The organism is Vibrio sp. ED002, assembly GCF_023277445.1.
Taxonomy (GTDB): Bacteria; Pseudomonadota; Gammaproteobacteria; order Enterobacterales; family Vibrionaceae; genus Vibrio; species Vibrio jasicida.
In genome coordinates this window covers 817532-832530 of sequence record NZ_CP080239.1, presented here as the reverse complement: position 1 = coordinate 832530, position 14999 = coordinate 817532, and the positions used below count along the sequence as shown (strand labels likewise).

The 14999-nt window shown below is 43.9% G+C and carries 15 protein-coding genes; 11 read left to right on the top strand and 4 right to left on the bottom strand.

Annotated elements, in window-relative coordinates:
* The first annotated feature begins 7 nt into the window (after positions 1 to 7).
* The 4 genes from rarD (at position 8) to ITG12_RS20520 (ending at position 2812) form a co-directional block, all read left to right on the top strand.
* Positions 8 to 913, top strand: coding sequence for an EamA family transporter RarD (gene rarD, locus ITG12_RS20535; protein WP_045399815.1), 906 nt, complete (start codon positions 8 to 10; stop codon positions 911 to 913).
* A gap of 82 nt (positions 914 to 995) precedes the next feature.
* Entirely contained in the window at positions 996 to 1382 is a 387-nt protein-coding gene (locus ITG12_RS20530) for an MAPEG family protein (RefSeq protein ID WP_038867763.1), read from the top strand.
* Complete coding sequence (locus ITG12_RS20525) at positions 1376 to 1909, top strand: hypothetical protein (protein ID WP_038878513.1); 534 nt, start codon at positions 1376 to 1378, stop codon at positions 1907 to 1909. Before ITG12_RS20530 ends, ITG12_RS20525 begins: the two co-directional genes overlap by 7 nt.
* A 363-nt stretch (positions 1910 to 2272) precedes the next feature.
* A complete protein-coding gene (locus ITG12_RS20520) occupies positions 2273 to 2812 on the top strand; it encodes a phosphatase PAP2 family protein (RefSeq protein ID WP_038878510.1) in 540 nt (179 codons plus the stop codon).
* 79 nt (positions 2813 to 2891) lie between these two features.
* Here ITG12_RS20520 and ITG12_RS20515 read toward each other — a convergent pair whose 3' ends face one another.
* Positions 2892 to 4256 carry an endonuclease/exonuclease/phosphatase family protein gene (locus ITG12_RS20515; RefSeq protein WP_038878507.1) on the bottom strand — a complete coding sequence of 455 codons (1365 nt, stop codon included), beginning with the start codon at positions 4254 to 4256 and terminating at the stop codon, positions 2892 to 2894.
* 367 nt (positions 4257 to 4623) lie between these two features.
* Here ITG12_RS20515 and ITG12_RS20510 point away from each other — a divergent pair, with 367 nt between their 5' ends.
* The gene (locus ITG12_RS20510; protein WP_038878504.1) at positions 4624 to 4938 is read left to right on the top strand and encodes a multidrug efflux SMR transporter; all 315 of its coding nucleotides are present in this window, start codon (positions 4624 to 4626) and stop codon (positions 4936 to 4938) included.
* A 74-nt stretch (positions 4939 to 5012) separates the two neighbouring features.
* Here the strand turns inward: ITG12_RS20510 and ITG12_RS20505 are convergent, their stop codons facing one another.
* A complete protein-coding gene (locus ITG12_RS20505) occupies positions 5013 to 5912 on the bottom strand; it encodes a DMT family transporter (protein WP_038878501.1) in 900 nt (299 codons plus the stop codon).
* 150 nt (positions 5913 to 6062) lie between these two features.
* Between ITG12_RS20505 and ITG12_RS20500 the strand changes: the two genes are divergently transcribed.
* The 4 genes from ITG12_RS20500 to ITG12_RS20485 all read left to right on the top strand — a co-directional run bounded on the left by ITG12_RS20500 (position 6063) and on the right by ITG12_RS20485 (position 9110).
* Positions 6063 to 6515: an NUDIX domain-containing protein gene (locus ITG12_RS20500; protein ID WP_038878499.1), complete on the top strand. Its 453-nt coding sequence runs from the start codon at positions 6063 to 6065 to the stop codon at positions 6513 to 6515.
* An 18-nt stretch (positions 6516 to 6533) separates the two neighbouring features.
* Positions 6534 to 7094, top strand: coding sequence for a GNAT family N-acetyltransferase (locus ITG12_RS20495; RefSeq protein ID WP_038878489.1), 561 nt, complete (start codon positions 6534 to 6536; stop codon positions 7092 to 7094).
* 65 nt (positions 7095 to 7159) lie between these two features.
* Positions 7160 to 7570: a GNAT family N-acetyltransferase gene (locus tag ITG12_RS20490; protein ID WP_038867749.1), complete on the top strand. Its 411-nt coding sequence runs from the start codon at positions 7160 to 7162 to the stop codon at positions 7568 to 7570.
* A gap of 127 nt (positions 7571 to 7697) precedes the next feature.
* A complete protein-coding gene (locus tag ITG12_RS20485) occupies positions 7698 to 9110 on the top strand; it encodes a coniferyl aldehyde dehydrogenase (protein WP_038878487.1) in 1413 nt (470 codons plus the stop codon).
* Between the two features lie 138 nt (positions 9111 to 9248).
* Here the strand turns inward: ITG12_RS20485 and ITG12_RS20480 are convergent, their stop codons facing one another.
* The gene (locus tag ITG12_RS20480) at positions 9249 to 11966 is read right to left on the bottom strand and encodes an SO2930 family diheme c-type cytochrome (RefSeq protein WP_038878485.1); all 2718 of its coding nucleotides are present in this window, start codon (positions 11964 to 11966) and stop codon (positions 9249 to 9251) included.
* Positions 11967 to 12011: 45 nt separating this feature from the next.
* Positions 12012 to 13298: an outer membrane protein transport protein gene (locus ITG12_RS20475; RefSeq protein WP_038878483.1), complete on the bottom strand. Its 1287-nt coding sequence runs from the start codon at positions 13296 to 13298 to the stop codon at positions 12012 to 12014.
* Between the two features lie 760 nt (positions 13299 to 14058).
* Here ITG12_RS20475 and ITG12_RS20470 point away from each other — a divergent pair.
* Together ITG12_RS20470 and ITG12_RS20465 are read left to right on the top strand one after the other, a co-directional pair.
* Complete coding sequence (locus ITG12_RS20470; RefSeq protein WP_038867740.1) at positions 14059 to 14511, top strand: antitoxin Xre/MbcA/ParS toxin-binding domain-containing protein; 453 nt, start codon at positions 14059 to 14061, stop codon at positions 14509 to 14511.
* A gap of 1 nt (position 14512) precedes the next feature.
* On the top strand, positions 14513 to 14983 hold the full coding sequence (locus ITG12_RS20465) for an RES family NAD+ phosphorylase (protein WP_038867737.1): 471 nt from the start codon (positions 14513 to 14515) through the stop codon (positions 14981 to 14983).
* Positions 14984 to 14999: the final 16 nt, after the last annotated feature.

Genomic DNA, 14999 nt, shown 5'->3' with positions numbered 1-14999 from the left:
GTTAGTTATGAACAACAGTCGTTACGGCAATTTCATGGCAGCGTTGTCCTTTGTAATCTGGGGATTACTGCCTATTTACTATCGTTTTTTACCTAATGCTTCAATGGATGAACTATTGGCACTGCGCATTATTGGTTCAGTTCCGGTTGGTTTTATTATGGTTTTGGCGATCACCCGCCATTGGCCTAAATGGACGGCAATTTGGCAAGATAAAAAATCACTATGGTATACGTTTGTTGCCAGTAGTTTGATGTGTATATCCTGGGTGGCGTTTACGTGGGCGTTAACGAATAACCGTGTTATTGATGCTAGCTTAGGCTTTTTTATAGGCCCGCTTGTCTCAGTGGCCCTTGGGGTGTTTGTCTTAGGAGATAAGCTTTCAAAAGGGCAGTTTATTGCGATATTACTGGCATCAATTGGTGTTATCTACCAGGTGATTCAATATGGTCAGTTACCTTTAGTTGCGTTGACGATGGGGTTGTTCTTTTCACTCTATGGCTTATTCAAGAAAAAGATCAATTATGATTGGAGTACAACGCTTTTTGTCGAAGCCATTGTGTTAACACCGTTTGCCTTAACGTATTTATTTATTAAACAGTGGAGCTTTGGTCAACTAGCATCAACGGTTGATGTAACAACATTTATGCTCTATTTGGGGAGTGCTCCGGTTACGCTATTACCGTTAATTTTCTACTCCATTGCTATTCGTATTACTAACTTATCAACGGTTGGTTTGATGCAATACATCGAGCCGAGTTTACAGTTTGTTTTAGCCGTTGTATTTTTTGGAGAAGTATTCGATAGCGTAAAAGCCGTGACATTTGCATTTATTTGGGTAGGGCTGCTATTTACTATCTTTGAAGGGATCGCCAAACTTGCCAAGCGCAAAAAGCTTGCCAACCACTCACTTTAATTGATTCCTTCTTTAGATTCATAGGGCTAGCTTATATTTAATATATAGTTAACCCATAATGAACTCTAAAGAAGGAATTGTCATGATTACCGCTCTCTACGCTTCTGTCCTCACATTACTGCTCATCTGGCTTGCTTTTCAAGTCATCAAACAAAGACGAAGTAACAAAATTGCTTATGCTGACGGGGGCGTTGAAGCGCTTCAAATTGCTCGCAGTGCGCAAAGTAATGCAAGCGAATATATTCCCATCACCCTCATTCTCATGGCATTACTTGAATACAATGGCGCCCCAGTCTGGTGGATACACCTTGCTGGTATCACGTTCGTCATTGGCCGCGTCATTCATGCAAAAGGGATACTTGGAGAAGAGCTGAAAGGTCGTGTTACCGGGATGAAGTTAACCTTCTTGACTATGATTGGTTTAGTTGCACTTAACTTAATCTACTTGCCCTACGATCACTTATGGTAAAAAAATCAACGTATTTACCCCCAGCTTGGCTGCTTGTTCTGGTTGGCTTAGTACTGAACATAGCAGCAATTATCTTAACCAGTGTGGTGTTGGATAAACTTGGAAAAGAGACAAGCCTTCTTGCTGATCAAAAAGCTGATAATCTTTATTCGATTCAACTTGCTTGGAACAGGGTTGAAACGCTAGAGCGAAAACGGGAAGTGCTGTTATTGCATTTACATTTAGCTCAAAGCCAGAGTGTCTCCGAAGAAATGAACAACGTACTCAGAGCGCATTTGTCTGCTTGGACTGGTGAAAAGGTCAGTCCAATCGAAATCACTCAACTTCCAACTCTGATGGCAGAAATTAATCACGCTCAAGGTAACGATCGAAATAGAATTGATGGCTATTACCTTGAAAACTTGGAGATCAGTGAAGTGATGTCAGAGTTGGAGGAAAACATGGCTTGGTATAAAAGTATTGGCTTGTTTCTTCAAGTGTTTGGCTTGGCGTTAATTTTAGCGAGAGATTTGGCTCGTAACCCCTGAATTTTTCCTTATTGGTTGCTATTTGCGAAAATACGTTCGCATATTGCATTCTCAGTAATGCTCAATGGATTATTATTCATGGTGATTAATTGATATTAGTTGAATATCAATTGGTTAAGTTGTAACTGAAAATTGGCACATCTAATGCTTGAGTTAGAGTGACCCTTTAAGCCGAGGGTCACCTAGCCAACTGACGTTGTTAGTGAACTAGATTGTTCACAAGTATATATAGCCAATCACATCTTTTGTGGTTGGCTTTTTTTTTCACAATCAATTCACGGATGAATTGTTACAGTTTCGGGTCGAAGAGTCGCGATAGCTGTGATAGTTTTCGCCCGAGTTGAATCATAATTGGTTGTATTAATGAAGAAAATTGTACGTTTGGTTGGTGTGGCCTCCATAATGGGGTCTCAGTCTGTGTATGCAATGAGTGAAAAAGATTGGGATATTCTGACTGACATTGGTGCGTATGGCCTGGTTGCTACCGCAGCGGCCGTCCCTGCTTACAAAGGGGATTGGGAAGGCTTTTGGCAAGCGGGGTTCAGCATTGGTGCTGCTTCAGGCATCGGTTTGATCGGTAAAACCACTATAGATGCAGAACGTCCGGATAAAAGTGGTAACGACAGTTTCCCATCCAACCATACGGCTAACGCTTTTGCTTCGGCAACAAACCTTTATTTGCGTTATGGTTGGGAAGCTGGTTTACCTGCATATGGTGTTGCAGCACTGGTGGGTGTAGGGCGTGTGGAGGCCAAAAAACATTATTGGCGTGATGTTCTTGCTGGTGCAGCTTTAGGTACGTTGAGCGCGTATGTCTTCACTGATGCTTATGATGAAAATGTGCAGCTTGTCCCATGGGTGACGAGTGAAGACGTTGGTGTATCGCTGACTTATCATTGGTAATTTTGTACGAGCACGATCAAAAGAGCCTCGGCATACCCGAGGCTCCTGTATTATGACTTTTCGTTTCTAAGTGCAGTTTTTAGAACTGGGCCTTAATCCAAATCATACGGTGGTCTGAAGAGACATCTTTGCCATTGCCGTACTTACCGATACGGTCGTCGTTAAACAGCTTGCGACCTTCTTCATATGATGCTGCCCAGTAAACACCAGAATCAGCCACATTTAGGTTCGCTGATGGCATCGCATAGTCAACACCAAGACCGAATGTAGACGTAATGCGGTTTGGAATTGGGTGTGTTGAGTTTTTGTCTACCGCGTGCTCGGCTGCACCATAGCTTGTTGGGTAAAGCTCGCCATTCATCACATCTTGGTTTACCAACGGATCATTGTGGAAGTCTTGCATGATTTCACTAAAGCCATCGCCATCCAATGGGTCAAGGTTTTGGTCACCCATCATCACAAACTTCGCACCTTCAGCTAAGCCACCTTTGTTGCCTGCATCATCGTAGAAGTATTCTTTACCTTGTACATAGTGATGCCAGAACTCAACTTCTGCACCGTTTTGAACTTTGTTTTTACCTGGATCGAATACCGGTGGAGTAGGGTGAGACATCAAAAGATGTACAACTTCGTCGCCTTTTTCTGTTGGGATAATAATCGGTGCATCTACGTGGTTTTTAGAGGACAGACGAACAACATCCCACTCTTCTGCTGTGTACCAATCGTCACCACAGGCCATGCCATCAGGGATCGTTTGTGAACCGTCACAGATAGTGATGGTTGGGATTTCTGCCCCTTCCATGTCTTTCCACTTGAACTCTTGGAAAGTTCGTGTGTTTTCTGTGTCAATTTTGTATTTAGACATCAGTGCAAATGCGTATTGACCATGATAGAAACCAAAGCCCCATGCATCGCCAGGAAGTTGGCCTGCAGTGCCATTGTTATCTAGGTCAAGGCCACTGTTTAAGCCTGTGTTGGTTGAGTAAGATTCCGCATAAGGATACTCAATAGGCTCAAGGTTAGCTTCGCCACCGGCGCCTTCAAGGCTTTGTGCGATAGATAGGTAGTTTTTCTGGAAACCTTCCAGTGCGACTTTATCTTCTCCAGTTCCATCATTATTGAATTCCGCCATCATCAGAACATCAGGTCGGTTTTTTTGAATGATGGCTGCGACGTTACGAATTTGAATGACTTTCTCAGCCATTGTTTTATCTTCGTCGGCGATTGTGCCGTCAAGGTAAGCCGTTACCAGCTCAGTTTGCTTTGCTGGTTCAACTTGCATTTCTGCAACGAGGTCTTCAAAAGTACTACGATCAAAAGAGAGGTTATAAGTGGCGATCTTTACTTCTTTAGGTTGAACATCTACGTATTCAGTGTCGTCGTTGCAGCCAGTAAGTAACGCAGCGCCGATTAGGAGAGCTAAAGGGGTTTTGATGTATTTCATTAGTATGCAATACCTTATAATTGGGTTCGCGCAAATACTAAAGTTATCAGTAGCTTTTGTAAGCGATCTTTGTCACACAAACGATTGCGTAGTTGCACTAATGATCAGGTTTTGTGTGATTAATGCAATAAGTGCATCATTTTCAACAGTAGAAGGTTATATACAATCTGTTAAATAACGATGTCTATTTTATTTAATTGGAATGGATTTATAGCGTTAATTGATTGAATGAAGTGGATTTTGTGCGCATACAAACTGAGTTTAGGTGAGAGACGTTTTTCTTTATACTACGCACGTACCAGAAGTGAGGACGACCTCACCGCTCTCATCACTATCGGGGACGGCCCCATTTGTTAGGGATCTCTCAATGGCTTGGGCAATTCTTTTTCTTGCGGGTCTATGCGAAGTCGCATGGGCTGTTGGGCTTAAATATTCTGAAGGCTTCTGCAAACTTGGCGCATCAGTATTCACCATCGGTTTTATGGCGTTAAGCTTTTGGTTGCTTGGTATTGCGCTTAGAACGTTACCACTTGGTGTTGCTTATGGTGTTTGGGTGGGCATTGGTGCGATAGGAACGGCGATTGCCAGTATCTATTTATTTAATGAGCCAGCGACATTGGTCAAGCTCATAAGCTTACTGTTGATTATTGCTGGTATTGCAGGCTTAAAGTTTGCGGCTTAAGTTCTCAATCATTGATAAGTAAAAGCCAGAGTCAGACTCTGGCTTTTCGCATTTTAAAGCAGGTTCTTGCCTTGTTAGCGTTTCATAAATGGCAACTTTAAGTGTTGTCCAAATACGTTGATAAGCGCGCCCGTAACAATCAGTGCTCCTCCTAAGTAAGTCCAAGCGGACGGTAACTCACCAAAGAACACGATCCCCAGCAGTACTGAGAATATGATTTGGACATAAGAGTAGGCGGAGGCTTTACCGGCTTCCTGAGTTTGCATGGCTTTGGTTAAACCAAGTTGGCCAATTTGGGTAAATACACCAACGAGAACGAGCATCAAGGTCAAGTGCAAATCCGGCATCACGAACTGATCTCCGATGAGCAGGATAGATGCTGGAAGTGCAACCAATGGAAAATAGAAAATAATAACGGAGCTGTCTTCTGTCTGACTGAGTTTCCGAACAATCACGTACGCAATCGAACTACCAAATGCACCTAATATCGCGATCATAACACTAAACATCGGAAGGGCATGTTCAGCATTAGGGCCCGTTTCCGAACTGACCATGACATAGACACCCAATAAACACAGCACAATACAAATTAGAGTCGAAAACTGAATGCGCTCCTTAAGGAAGAAGACCGCGAGCAGTGCAGTAAATACAGGATGTATGTACTGAAAAATGGTCGCTTCTGCTAAGGGTAGCGTCGTAACGGAATAGTACACACACATGAGCGCCATCGTGCCAACCGCGCCTCGCGCAAACAACAAGGGTTTGTTATTGCCCCAAACTGATATGCCTTTGCGTTTTACATCTAGGTAACTGATCACGAGTGAAACTAAAGCCCTCGCTGCGACAATTTCAAATACAGGTATGCCATGTAAGCTGACATGCTTAACAGTGGCTGACATGAGAGCGAAACCAAAGGCAGAGAGCACCATAAAGCGCACACCAATGGGAATCATCGAATTGATTGAATTAGGCATCTTACGGCTCGTTTATTGAGGGAGATCGCACTTTAGCATACTAGACTGACAAAAAGATCAGCACCTTGTGATTAAGGCTCCGGATCTTATTGAAGCAAGGTAGACTGTCTCGTTCAGATATAGAAATAATAAATACATAAGGAGAAAGGGATGATTCCTATTCAAGCAACGCATGTATCTGGTGTTGTGATTTCCGAATTCGACGGCATAAAGAAAATGTTGTTATTAGAGCGAGTCAAAGGTGGTTATTGGTGTCATGTAGCTGGTGGGATCGAAGAAGAGGAAACTGGTTGGCAAACGATCGTTCGAGAGCTCAAGGAAGAAACACAAATTGAAGACGTCGAGCTTCACAGTGCGGATTTTCTTGAGCAGTTTTATGAAGCCCACAAGAACCGAATCATGGTCATCCCTTGCTTTGTTATGTTTTGTAAACCCAACCAAGAAGTGGTATTGAACCACGAACATACCGATTATCGTTGGTGTTCGTTAGAAGAGGCAAAGCAACTTGCTCCTTTTGCTAACCAGCATCAACTCTATGATCATGTGTGGCAAAATTATGTAGATAAAGCACCAACACCATTTACTCTTATTAAACAGAGCTAGATTCAAACAGGAAAAACGATGTACGAAGGGTATGAAACGAGCCAACCGCTGCAAATTTCTGAACGTATTACGATAGAGCCATTAATGACCAAGCACGCCAATACGTTACTTGAAGTTGTCAATAAAAGTCGCGACAGCCTGTCTCGTTATCTGCCATGGACAGAGTTCGTAAAGAATCGACGCGAAGCCGTGCGTTACATTTCTCAACGTATCAACAGTCGTGTAAGCGAAGCACACTGGTTTGCGCTTTTACTGGATAATCAATTTGTCGGCGTTCTCGGTATTAAAGGTGTGAACGAAGAGACACGCGTAACCGAGGTGGGGTATTGGCTTGCAGAAAGTGGGCGTGGTCATCGTGTCGTCAATCAAGTGCTCTCTGTCATCATTCCGTTAGTGAAGGGAAGAGGGCACGCGAGCTTGATTCAGTTTCACTGTATGGAAGATAACATCGCGAGTATTAAAGTAGCGGAACGAGCGGGAGCCTCTTTGAAAGAATACGTTGATCATGATTTTGAAACGTTGGATCCGTCTCAACGATTAGGCATTTATGAACTGAAACTAGCTGAAATTAATGCTTGATAAACATAGCCTAAAAGTAAATGTGGCGATATAAAAGAAAGAACAAATAGCAAAGGAATAGAGCGATGGAAATAAGCATTCGTCCCATTACTTGGCAAGAAGCAATGCCTATTCGCCATAAGGTATTGTGGCCCCAGAAGGCTATCGAGCATTGCATAGTAGAAGGTGATGAAGACGCTGAACACTTTGGGGCGTTTGTGAATGATGTTTTGGTTGGGATTGCCTCAATCTATCTTGATGACAACAAAGCAAGACTGCGCAAATTTGCGGTGTTACCGGAGTTTCAAAGATTAAGCATTGGCTCTTCCCTGATTCGATATATTTTAGCGAATTTACAGTTGTCACCCGTTGAATATTTTTGGTGTGATGCGAGGGAATCTGCGCTGGTTTTCTATGGAAAGTTTGGGATGCAAGTTGAGGGTGAACGCTTCTACAAATCTGAAATTCCTTACTACAAAATGAAGCTTGCGCTTTAAGCAAAATAATCTGAGTTTGAACTCTAACTTCCTTATTGCGTTAATAGTCAGAATGTTGCCCTTGTGTTAACGTTGAGCTGTACATAAGTGCGACATTGCCCGTTATCGGGTGCACAAGGAGATAAACATGAACGCGATCGTCGACGTCGAAGTGGGTCAATTACTACAGCAGAAGTTGGATAAAGTCAGAGCGGCGTATAACGCAGAACCATTCCCGAGCTTAGACGCCAGAAAGCAAAAGCTTAATCTTCTCAAGCAGACTATCTTGGATAACCAACAAGATTTAGTTGAAGCGTTGAGTGAAGATTTTGGCTACCGCTCTGAGTTTGATACGGCAATGACAGATGTACTACCGACCGTTGCTCAAATCAACTACACCCTAAAGCGCCTCAACAAATGGTGTAAACCAAGCCGTCGTCATGCTGGTTTATTGCTTGCTCCCTCAAAAGTTACGGTGGAGTACCAACCTGTTGGTGTTGTTGGCATTATTTCTCCTTGGAATTTCCCGGTCATTCTTAGCTTGTCCCCTTTGGTAACGGCTCTTGCAGCCGGAAACCGAGTCATGATTAAGCTGAGTGAATTTACGCCACTGACAAATAAAGTGATCACTGAGATATGTCGAGCATTGCCCGATGATGTCATTGTTGTCGAAGGGGAAGCAGAGGTTGCTCAAGCATTCAGCAAGTTACCGTTTGATCACTTGCTGTTTACTGGATCAACTAATGTTGGTCGTGCAGTGGCTCGTGCCGCCGCAGAGAACTTAACACCAATTACATTGGAGCTTGGCGGAAAGTCTCCGGTTATCGTGGCGGAAGACGCCAACTTAAATAAAGCGGTCGATGCTATTTTGTTCGGTAAGTGTATTAATGCGGGGCAAATTTGTGTTGCTCCAGATTATGCTTTTGTACCGGAGGGAAGAGTCAATGAGTTTGTTGCGCTCTTCTTGCAACGTTTTGATGCGCTTTACTTAAAAGGTCAAAACGACCAAGGCTTTACTCATATCATCAATCAACGCCAGTACGACCGTTTAAAGGCTGTGTTGGAAGATGCTAAAGCCAAGGGTGCAGAAGTACATACCGTGCCCGAGACGAGTTCAGAAGGCCGACGATTATACCCGCATCTGGTCACCAACGTTTCAGAAGAGATGACTATTATGCAGGAGGAGATTTTTGGTCCCCTTATGCCAATTAAGCCTTACCGTGATATGCAAGATGTCATCAGCTATATCAACCAGAATCAACGCCCACTTGCGCTCTACATCATGTCGGATGACAAACGCACGATTGAACATATTACCCGTAATACCCACAGTGGTGGTGTCGGGGTGAATGACACCATCTTGCACGTTGGCGCAGAAGACGCGCCATTTGGTGGTATTGGTGAATCTGGTATCGGTCACTACCATGGCGAGGAAGGCTTTAGAACTTTTAGTCATGCCAAAACGATCTTAACTACGCCAACTTGGCTTCCTCGTGTCGCTATGCTGATGGAGCGACGCGCTACGGCAATCAAAGCACTACAAAAGTTCTTTATGCGTTAACGTTGTTGATGTTTGAACGCTTAGGAATAAGAAAACCGCCTCGTGAGGCGGTTTTTGTTTGGGGCTAGAATATACGGTCGTGCAGCTTAAACTATGTAACTTAATGGCCACCTAAACATTCGGTAGCCTTTGATAGCTCTACTCTACACAGCTCCAGCCTGTGGTATCAATCGAGTTAATCCAATCGGCAATCAACTGAACTCCTTCATCATGGACAACGTGTCTACCTAGCTCTGGCATCATGTTTCCGTTGTCGACATTGATACGGTAGTGCAATACGGAGTTTTCTGGGTCGCCCGGCACAATTACATATGGCGATGGGCCTTTATGGAAGGTGATGCCGCGAGCACAAATGCCCATCTCACCAATACCTTCACGCCAGTATTCAAACTTGAATGGGTTGCTTGCAGCTTTACCTTCGGTACGGTGGCAGTGCGCACAGTTCACATCTAAGTATGCTTTGGCATAATCCAGTAGTTCTGTATTCGTCAGGTTACTTGCACCAGTCTCCGTATTAAAAACAGGGGTCTTAGGTAAGTTCTCAGGTGTATCTGGCAAGGCTTCTGTGAATAGTCCTAATGTCTCCCAATGTACTAACTGGTTAACTGGGGAGCTATCAGAAACGTCCTGTACGCTGTTGAGGTTACGAGCCTTCGGACCAATTGGAGAGAACCCCTTAGGTTGCGTATTGCCAGTGGGGTCGGACACGTCGGCTTCAACCTTGTGACACAGGGTACACTCGTTTCGGCTTGGCACTTCATAAGTGAAATTAAGCGTTTCACCGTTATGCTCCACACTTCGTTCAAACGGAACAGAGACTGCCGTCAGGTAAGCATCTGTTTTGTCTTCATTCCATACGTAAGGTAGGGCAATCCAACCACTGTCACGACGAATCAACAGGCGAGTCTCGATCATCTCCTCGTTTTCACCACGCGCATTATCGGTGCTTGAAGGAAGAGCAAAGGTTTTGATCAATACTGTGCCAACTGGGAAGTCGAATACCTCTTGCTCACGATAGCTTGCGGAGACTTCGTTTGGCATCACAACAAAACGGTATTTGCGTGCATAGTCGGTAAAGAGCTCAACGTTCATCTCATACAGCGTACCTTTGGCTGATGCAGCCAAGTTCAGGTTTTGCGTTGGATCTTTGGCATCTTCAAACAGATTGTATTGAGAAAGACTCACACAGTTTTCACCGTAGGTCGCGCTTTCTCGCGTAATGGCATCCCAGTTTATGCCAGACACATTTTCTACAGTACAACTCACGTTGCCTACGATACCGTTTGGTGTATCTGGATTATCAGGGTCAGTAGCCCCGTCTTCTGTTTGATTGTAACCATAAATAACACCATTAATCGTGACGGTATTGATGTCTAATGGCGTTTTAGAATCACAGCCAGCGGTTAGTAGCGTCGATTGCTCATTCTCGTACAAGAAATCGGCATTCGCTGGATCTTCGGCGTAGCGAGCAATGGCAGTAGGGTCCATATTATCAACCAATACACCTACGCTCGCTCCATTGTTGACTAAGCAATTACTTTCTGCGTCATTAAACTCCGTGAGGTAGTTCCAGTTTGTTGTTCCTGTCATGCCGTTTAAAGCATCGCGTAAAGGGGCAAACATTTGGGAGCGAATTAGTGATTCACCCGCGCCATCGTAGAACAACGCAGGGAAGGCTTGATGATTTAAGGTATAAGCTAAAATCATATCTTCAATGAGCGAGCCGTTAGGGTTTGCGCCTGTATTAGTAATGGTGTTGTCGTGGAAATACAGATTGGTCGGAACCGGATTCCAACCCTGCATTACCGCATTACCCTCGGATGTGCCATTCAGCGGACTGTAGGCATTAGGGTCACCATTGACCAATAGATAGCTGGTCATGGCCAGCGCCATCGAATCATGGTTGGAGATGGTATTATTATAAAACTCACTGTTACGGCCAGATAGGATCACAACGCCAGTACCTGGCGGGACAATACCAACTACGCCACATCCACCAAGTCCGCTTTGACAAGTGGTATCAACGTAGTTCTCTAGATTGTTGTCACGAATCACGTTATCGAAGATACGAACATCATCAATTAAACGACCGATCGTAGTTGCTCCCGGTAAGTCAAACAGCAAGACACCGCCCGTATTGCCTAAAGCGAGGTTGTCATAGACATCAACGTTCGAACTATTTTCAATTTCGATACCTGCGATGTTCTTTTCCGCTACGTTGTCACGTATTACTGCACCAATGGTTTGACCCACATAGATACCAGCATCGGCACTACCGTAACTCCAAGTGTCTTCAATCAATACGTTTTGGGATTTTACTGGGTAGATACCATAAGTACCACGTAGGTTACCATCTTCATCACGGGCACGTGGCACCTCGAGCCAGACCGCGGCAACATCGCGAATAATGATACCTTCAACACCATCGGCTTTTATGCCATTTTTTGACGCTTCTGATACTTGCAAATCAGAGACAGTGATATTAGAACCGCCACTGATTGCGATGCCGTCTTTACCATCAACATTACTAAAGTCGAGGTAAGTTTGATCAATACCTGCACCGCGTAAAATGAGGTTGTTTTTTGAATCGACCGTTAACTGGTTATTCATTTTAAAACAGCCAGCAGGTAAGGTCACAACACTGTTGTCCTCGGCCAGTTCAACAAGGTTTTCAATCGCAGTGACTTCTGCTGCGCTTGCCCATTCTTGTCCATTTCCACACAACTCAGGTGTGCCGTATTCAGACAGTTCATACCCGCTTGAGGATTGCGGTTCGTCATAATCATCACTGTTACAACCAATTAAAAGCGTGGAGCTTATTAGCGTAGCGACAACCGTTTTGTTTATTCCATGCATGATTTGCTTCCCTGTAATTAGTTTTATTGACTCAGTCAGGAATAATTAGAAAGAGTGGTTGTATTGGATGCCGTAGATGTAGGCATCGCCCTCTGAACGATAGGCAATATCAACACCCGGCAGAGCGTGTGGTTCAAGTGGCTCGGTAAACGTGACTTCTTCAGCATCGATAAAGGTAAAGCCAAAGTCGATTCGGCTGTTTTGATTGAAAGCGTAGGTTGCACCAAAGCTATAATTGATTCGGTCGGAATCTGGTAAGCTGATGCTCTTATCGTTCACGTTAGGTGTCTCGTCGTAGGCAATACCTGCGCGAAGAGTGAAAGAAGGGTTGAGCTGATAAGTTGCCCCTAACGCATACTTGAAGGCGTTTTCAAAGTTCTCATCTTTTTGCAGAACTTCTTGTCCATCGACGGTTGCGCGAATTTCCTCAAATACATTCCAACCCGTCATCATCACACTGTAGTGAATAGCAAGTGGCTCTGTAATCTGATGGAAACCAGAGAACTCAGTGATGCTTGGTAAATTTAAGGTTAAGTCACCAGTCACTGTTTGACCTGGCATCGAAATCGAGCTTGGAATATCTGAGTAATAATCACCTTCAAAATCTACATCAACTTTGGAGCGGTAACTTAAGCCAAAGCGATGTTTTTCGTTTATCTCCCACAGCGCGCCTAAATTAAAGCCATAACCCCAACCATCACCATCAAGTGATTTCGCGACGTCGCTGCGAGTAAAATTAGCGCCGGTATCGGCATTGATGGCATCAGCAAGGATTCCAAGGGTGCGAGTAAGCTTGGCTTTACCATAGACAAGGCTTGCTCCAGCACCAACACTGAATTCATCGTTGATGCGGTAGGCGATAGTTGGATTAAAATTGACGGTTTCTAAACTGGTTTCTCCGCCAATTGGGCCCGCTAGATAATCATCAGGATATTCAGTGGCAAGGCCAAAGTCGGTAAACATACCAAGTCCCCAAGACCATGAATCGTTGATAGGGGCGGCAATATAAAACGATGGAACGATCACATTATCAACAACGTCATTGTTGGTTAGCTGATTATTAAAAGCGTCTGACGCACCATTACCGGTGACTCGAACCTCTGGCATGATGTAAGCGGCGCCGATAGAAAGCTCGTATGAGTCAAACATCGTAATCGCAGCAGGGTTGTGGGCGACAACTGATGCGCCATCGGCAATGGCTGCCTCTCCTGCATTGGCTCGTCCTAGACCCGCAGCAGAATGCTCAGATAACTGAAACCCCGCAGCGTATAACTTAGGGGAGCTGAGCGCTATCGCTATAGCAAGCGCGAGTTTTGCATTCCTTGTATTCATATCACTCTGAAACTCCATGTGTTTTTAGGATGCGTTTTAAATAAAAGTGCTTATGTACCCATAAAGAGGGTGAGTAGGTTATTCACGAAACACTCATCTCAAGCATAAAAACAATTAACATAATTGTAACATTGAATTTCAAGATCTGTTATTTCCATCTCATATAACCAACGGGTTATGAATGTGCTTATAACTATCTGTAAATGTTATAGTTAAGTTCAATTTGTATCGTAGAGAAGCTTCACGAAAGCACTTGATTGCGTTTGATGTCCACGTTAAAAGTGTGGCTTAAGTATCAGCAAATAGCGGGTTGTAACAAATCATTTTTTAGTACGATCGTTTTAAACGGTTGTTTAATTGATATTTAAGGCTTAAAAGTTGAATTTGCGGAAATGATGCAATTTATCACTGAATCGGATGCTAAACTTTATGAACGATTAGAGCTTTTACTTAAGGAATAGAAAGCAATATGGTGCTGAATTGTTAGGAGCGTCTTCGGGTGTACCTACTAAATCACACTTTGTTTCTGCGATCTCTTTGCCGAAGAGAGGGAAAAAGGGTGGTTGCTTGTCGATGTATCAATCGAGCAAAGGGCGCACGATCTTGCCCACTGTAGAGTGGAACGGGATGGAAAAGTGATCGAGATACAGCGTAATTCAAATCTATACGAGTAAGCCTACTTTGAACGCATTTTATACGATTGCTAAGTTGGCTCATTTGGACCATAATAATAAGACCATTTGGTCTGTAGGAGTTCAAGATGGCAACAGCAACATTAAAAAGCTTTAAACCTAAGCTGCCATCTAAGGCAAATTTTTGGTTTATGCTGGGCATTGAAGATGCCGAAACCGGTCGTACAGATGCGGTTCATAAAGGTTTTGAGCCAAAGGTTTATCGTAATATCGTTGAGCGCGTAAAGCTCTCTCAAAGCGAATTTCAGCACGTGACGCTTATCCCTGTCAGCACAATCAAACGACGTTTAAAAAATGAAGAACGTTTTAATACGCAAGAGAGCGATGCAATCTACCGTTTAGCAATGCTGCTCAAACTTGCAACGGAGTTGTTTGATGATGAAGAGCGCGCTTTGGGCTGGATGCGAGAAAACGTCTATGGTTTAGGAGGAAAACGCCCACTCGACATGGTCTCTACCACGGTCGATTTCGAGATAGTTAAAGACTTGATAGGGCGATTAGAGCACGGGGTATTCTCGTAGTATGAAGCTCTATCGATTGACGCAAAAGAAGTTTTCCGAATCTCCATTTAGTCCGATTGGCGCAAAGCTTTACGGAGGGCGATGGAACTCAAAAGGAACCGAGGCCCTCTATTTTTCGGAGTCTGAGTCACTTTGTTCTTTAGAAGTATTTGTCCATGTTAATAACGATCCTGCTATTACGAGACTTTACGATTTGTATCGTATCGAGATGCCCGAATATCTGATTGCTGCTTTGGATGAAGAAGACTTGCCGGTAGCTTGGCGATCTATACCCGCCAGTGAATCCACTCAGTACATTGGTGACCAATTTCTAAATGATCCGCATCCAGAGTTCGCGGCATTACAAGTACCCTCAACCATTTCCCCCCGCGATAACAACTATGTTGTGAATCCAAACCATCCCAAGATGAAAGAGATCATCAGGAAAGCAGAAAAGCTCGAATTTGCTTTTGATCCACGAATATTTAAATAAGATGCTCAACGCTTAA

Coding starts and splice junctions, on each gene's coding strand:
- ITG12_RS20500 (WP_038878499.1), top strand. CDS start 6,063: ATGATTCCTATTCAAGCAACGCATGTATCTGGTGTTGTGATTTCCGAA.
- rarD (WP_045399815.1), top strand. CDS start 8: ATGAACAACAGTCGTTACGGCAATTTCATGGCAGCGTTGTCCTTTGTA.
- ITG12_RS20520 (WP_038878510.1), top strand. CDS start 2,273: ATGAAGAAAATTGTACGTTTGGTTGGTGTGGCCTCCATAATGGGGTCT.
- ITG12_RS20495 (WP_038878489.1), top strand. CDS start 6,534: ATGTACGAAGGGTATGAAACGAGCCAACCGCTGCAAATTTCTGAACGT.
- ITG12_RS20525 (WP_038878513.1), top strand. CDS start 1,376: ATGGTAAAAAAATCAACGTATTTACCCCCAGCTTGGCTGCTTGTTCTG.
- ITG12_RS20515 (WP_038878507.1), bottom strand. CDS start 4,256: ATGAAATACATCAAAACCCCTTTAGCTCTCCTAATCGGCGCTGCGTTA.
- ITG12_RS20475 (WP_038878483.1), bottom strand. CDS start 13,298: ATGAATACAAGGAATGCAAAACTCGCGCTTGCTATAGCGATAGCGCTC.
- ITG12_RS20470 (WP_038867740.1), top strand. CDS start 14,059: ATGGCAACAGCAACATTAAAAAGCTTTAAACCTAAGCTGCCATCTAAG.
- ITG12_RS20530 (WP_038867763.1), top strand. CDS start 996: ATGATTACCGCTCTCTACGCTTCTGTCCTCACATTACTGCTCATCTGG.
- ITG12_RS20465 (WP_038867737.1), top strand. CDS start 14,513: ATGAAGCTCTATCGATTGACGCAAAAGAAGTTTTCCGAATCTCCATTT.
- ITG12_RS20510 (WP_038878504.1), top strand. CDS start 4,624: ATGGCTTGGGCAATTCTTTTTCTTGCGGGTCTATGCGAAGTCGCATGG.
- ITG12_RS20490 (WP_038867749.1), top strand. CDS start 7,160: ATGGAAATAAGCATTCGTCCCATTACTTGGCAAGAAGCAATGCCTATT.
- ITG12_RS20505 (WP_038878501.1), bottom strand. CDS start 5,912: ATGCCTAATTCAATCAATTCGATGATTCCCATTGGTGTGCGCTTTATG.
- ITG12_RS20480 (WP_038878485.1), bottom strand. CDS start 11,966: ATGCATGGAATAAACAAAACGGTTGTCGCTACGCTAATAAGCTCCACG.
- ITG12_RS20485 (WP_038878487.1), top strand. CDS start 7,698: ATGAACGCGATCGTCGACGTCGAAGTGGGTCAATTACTACAGCAGAAG.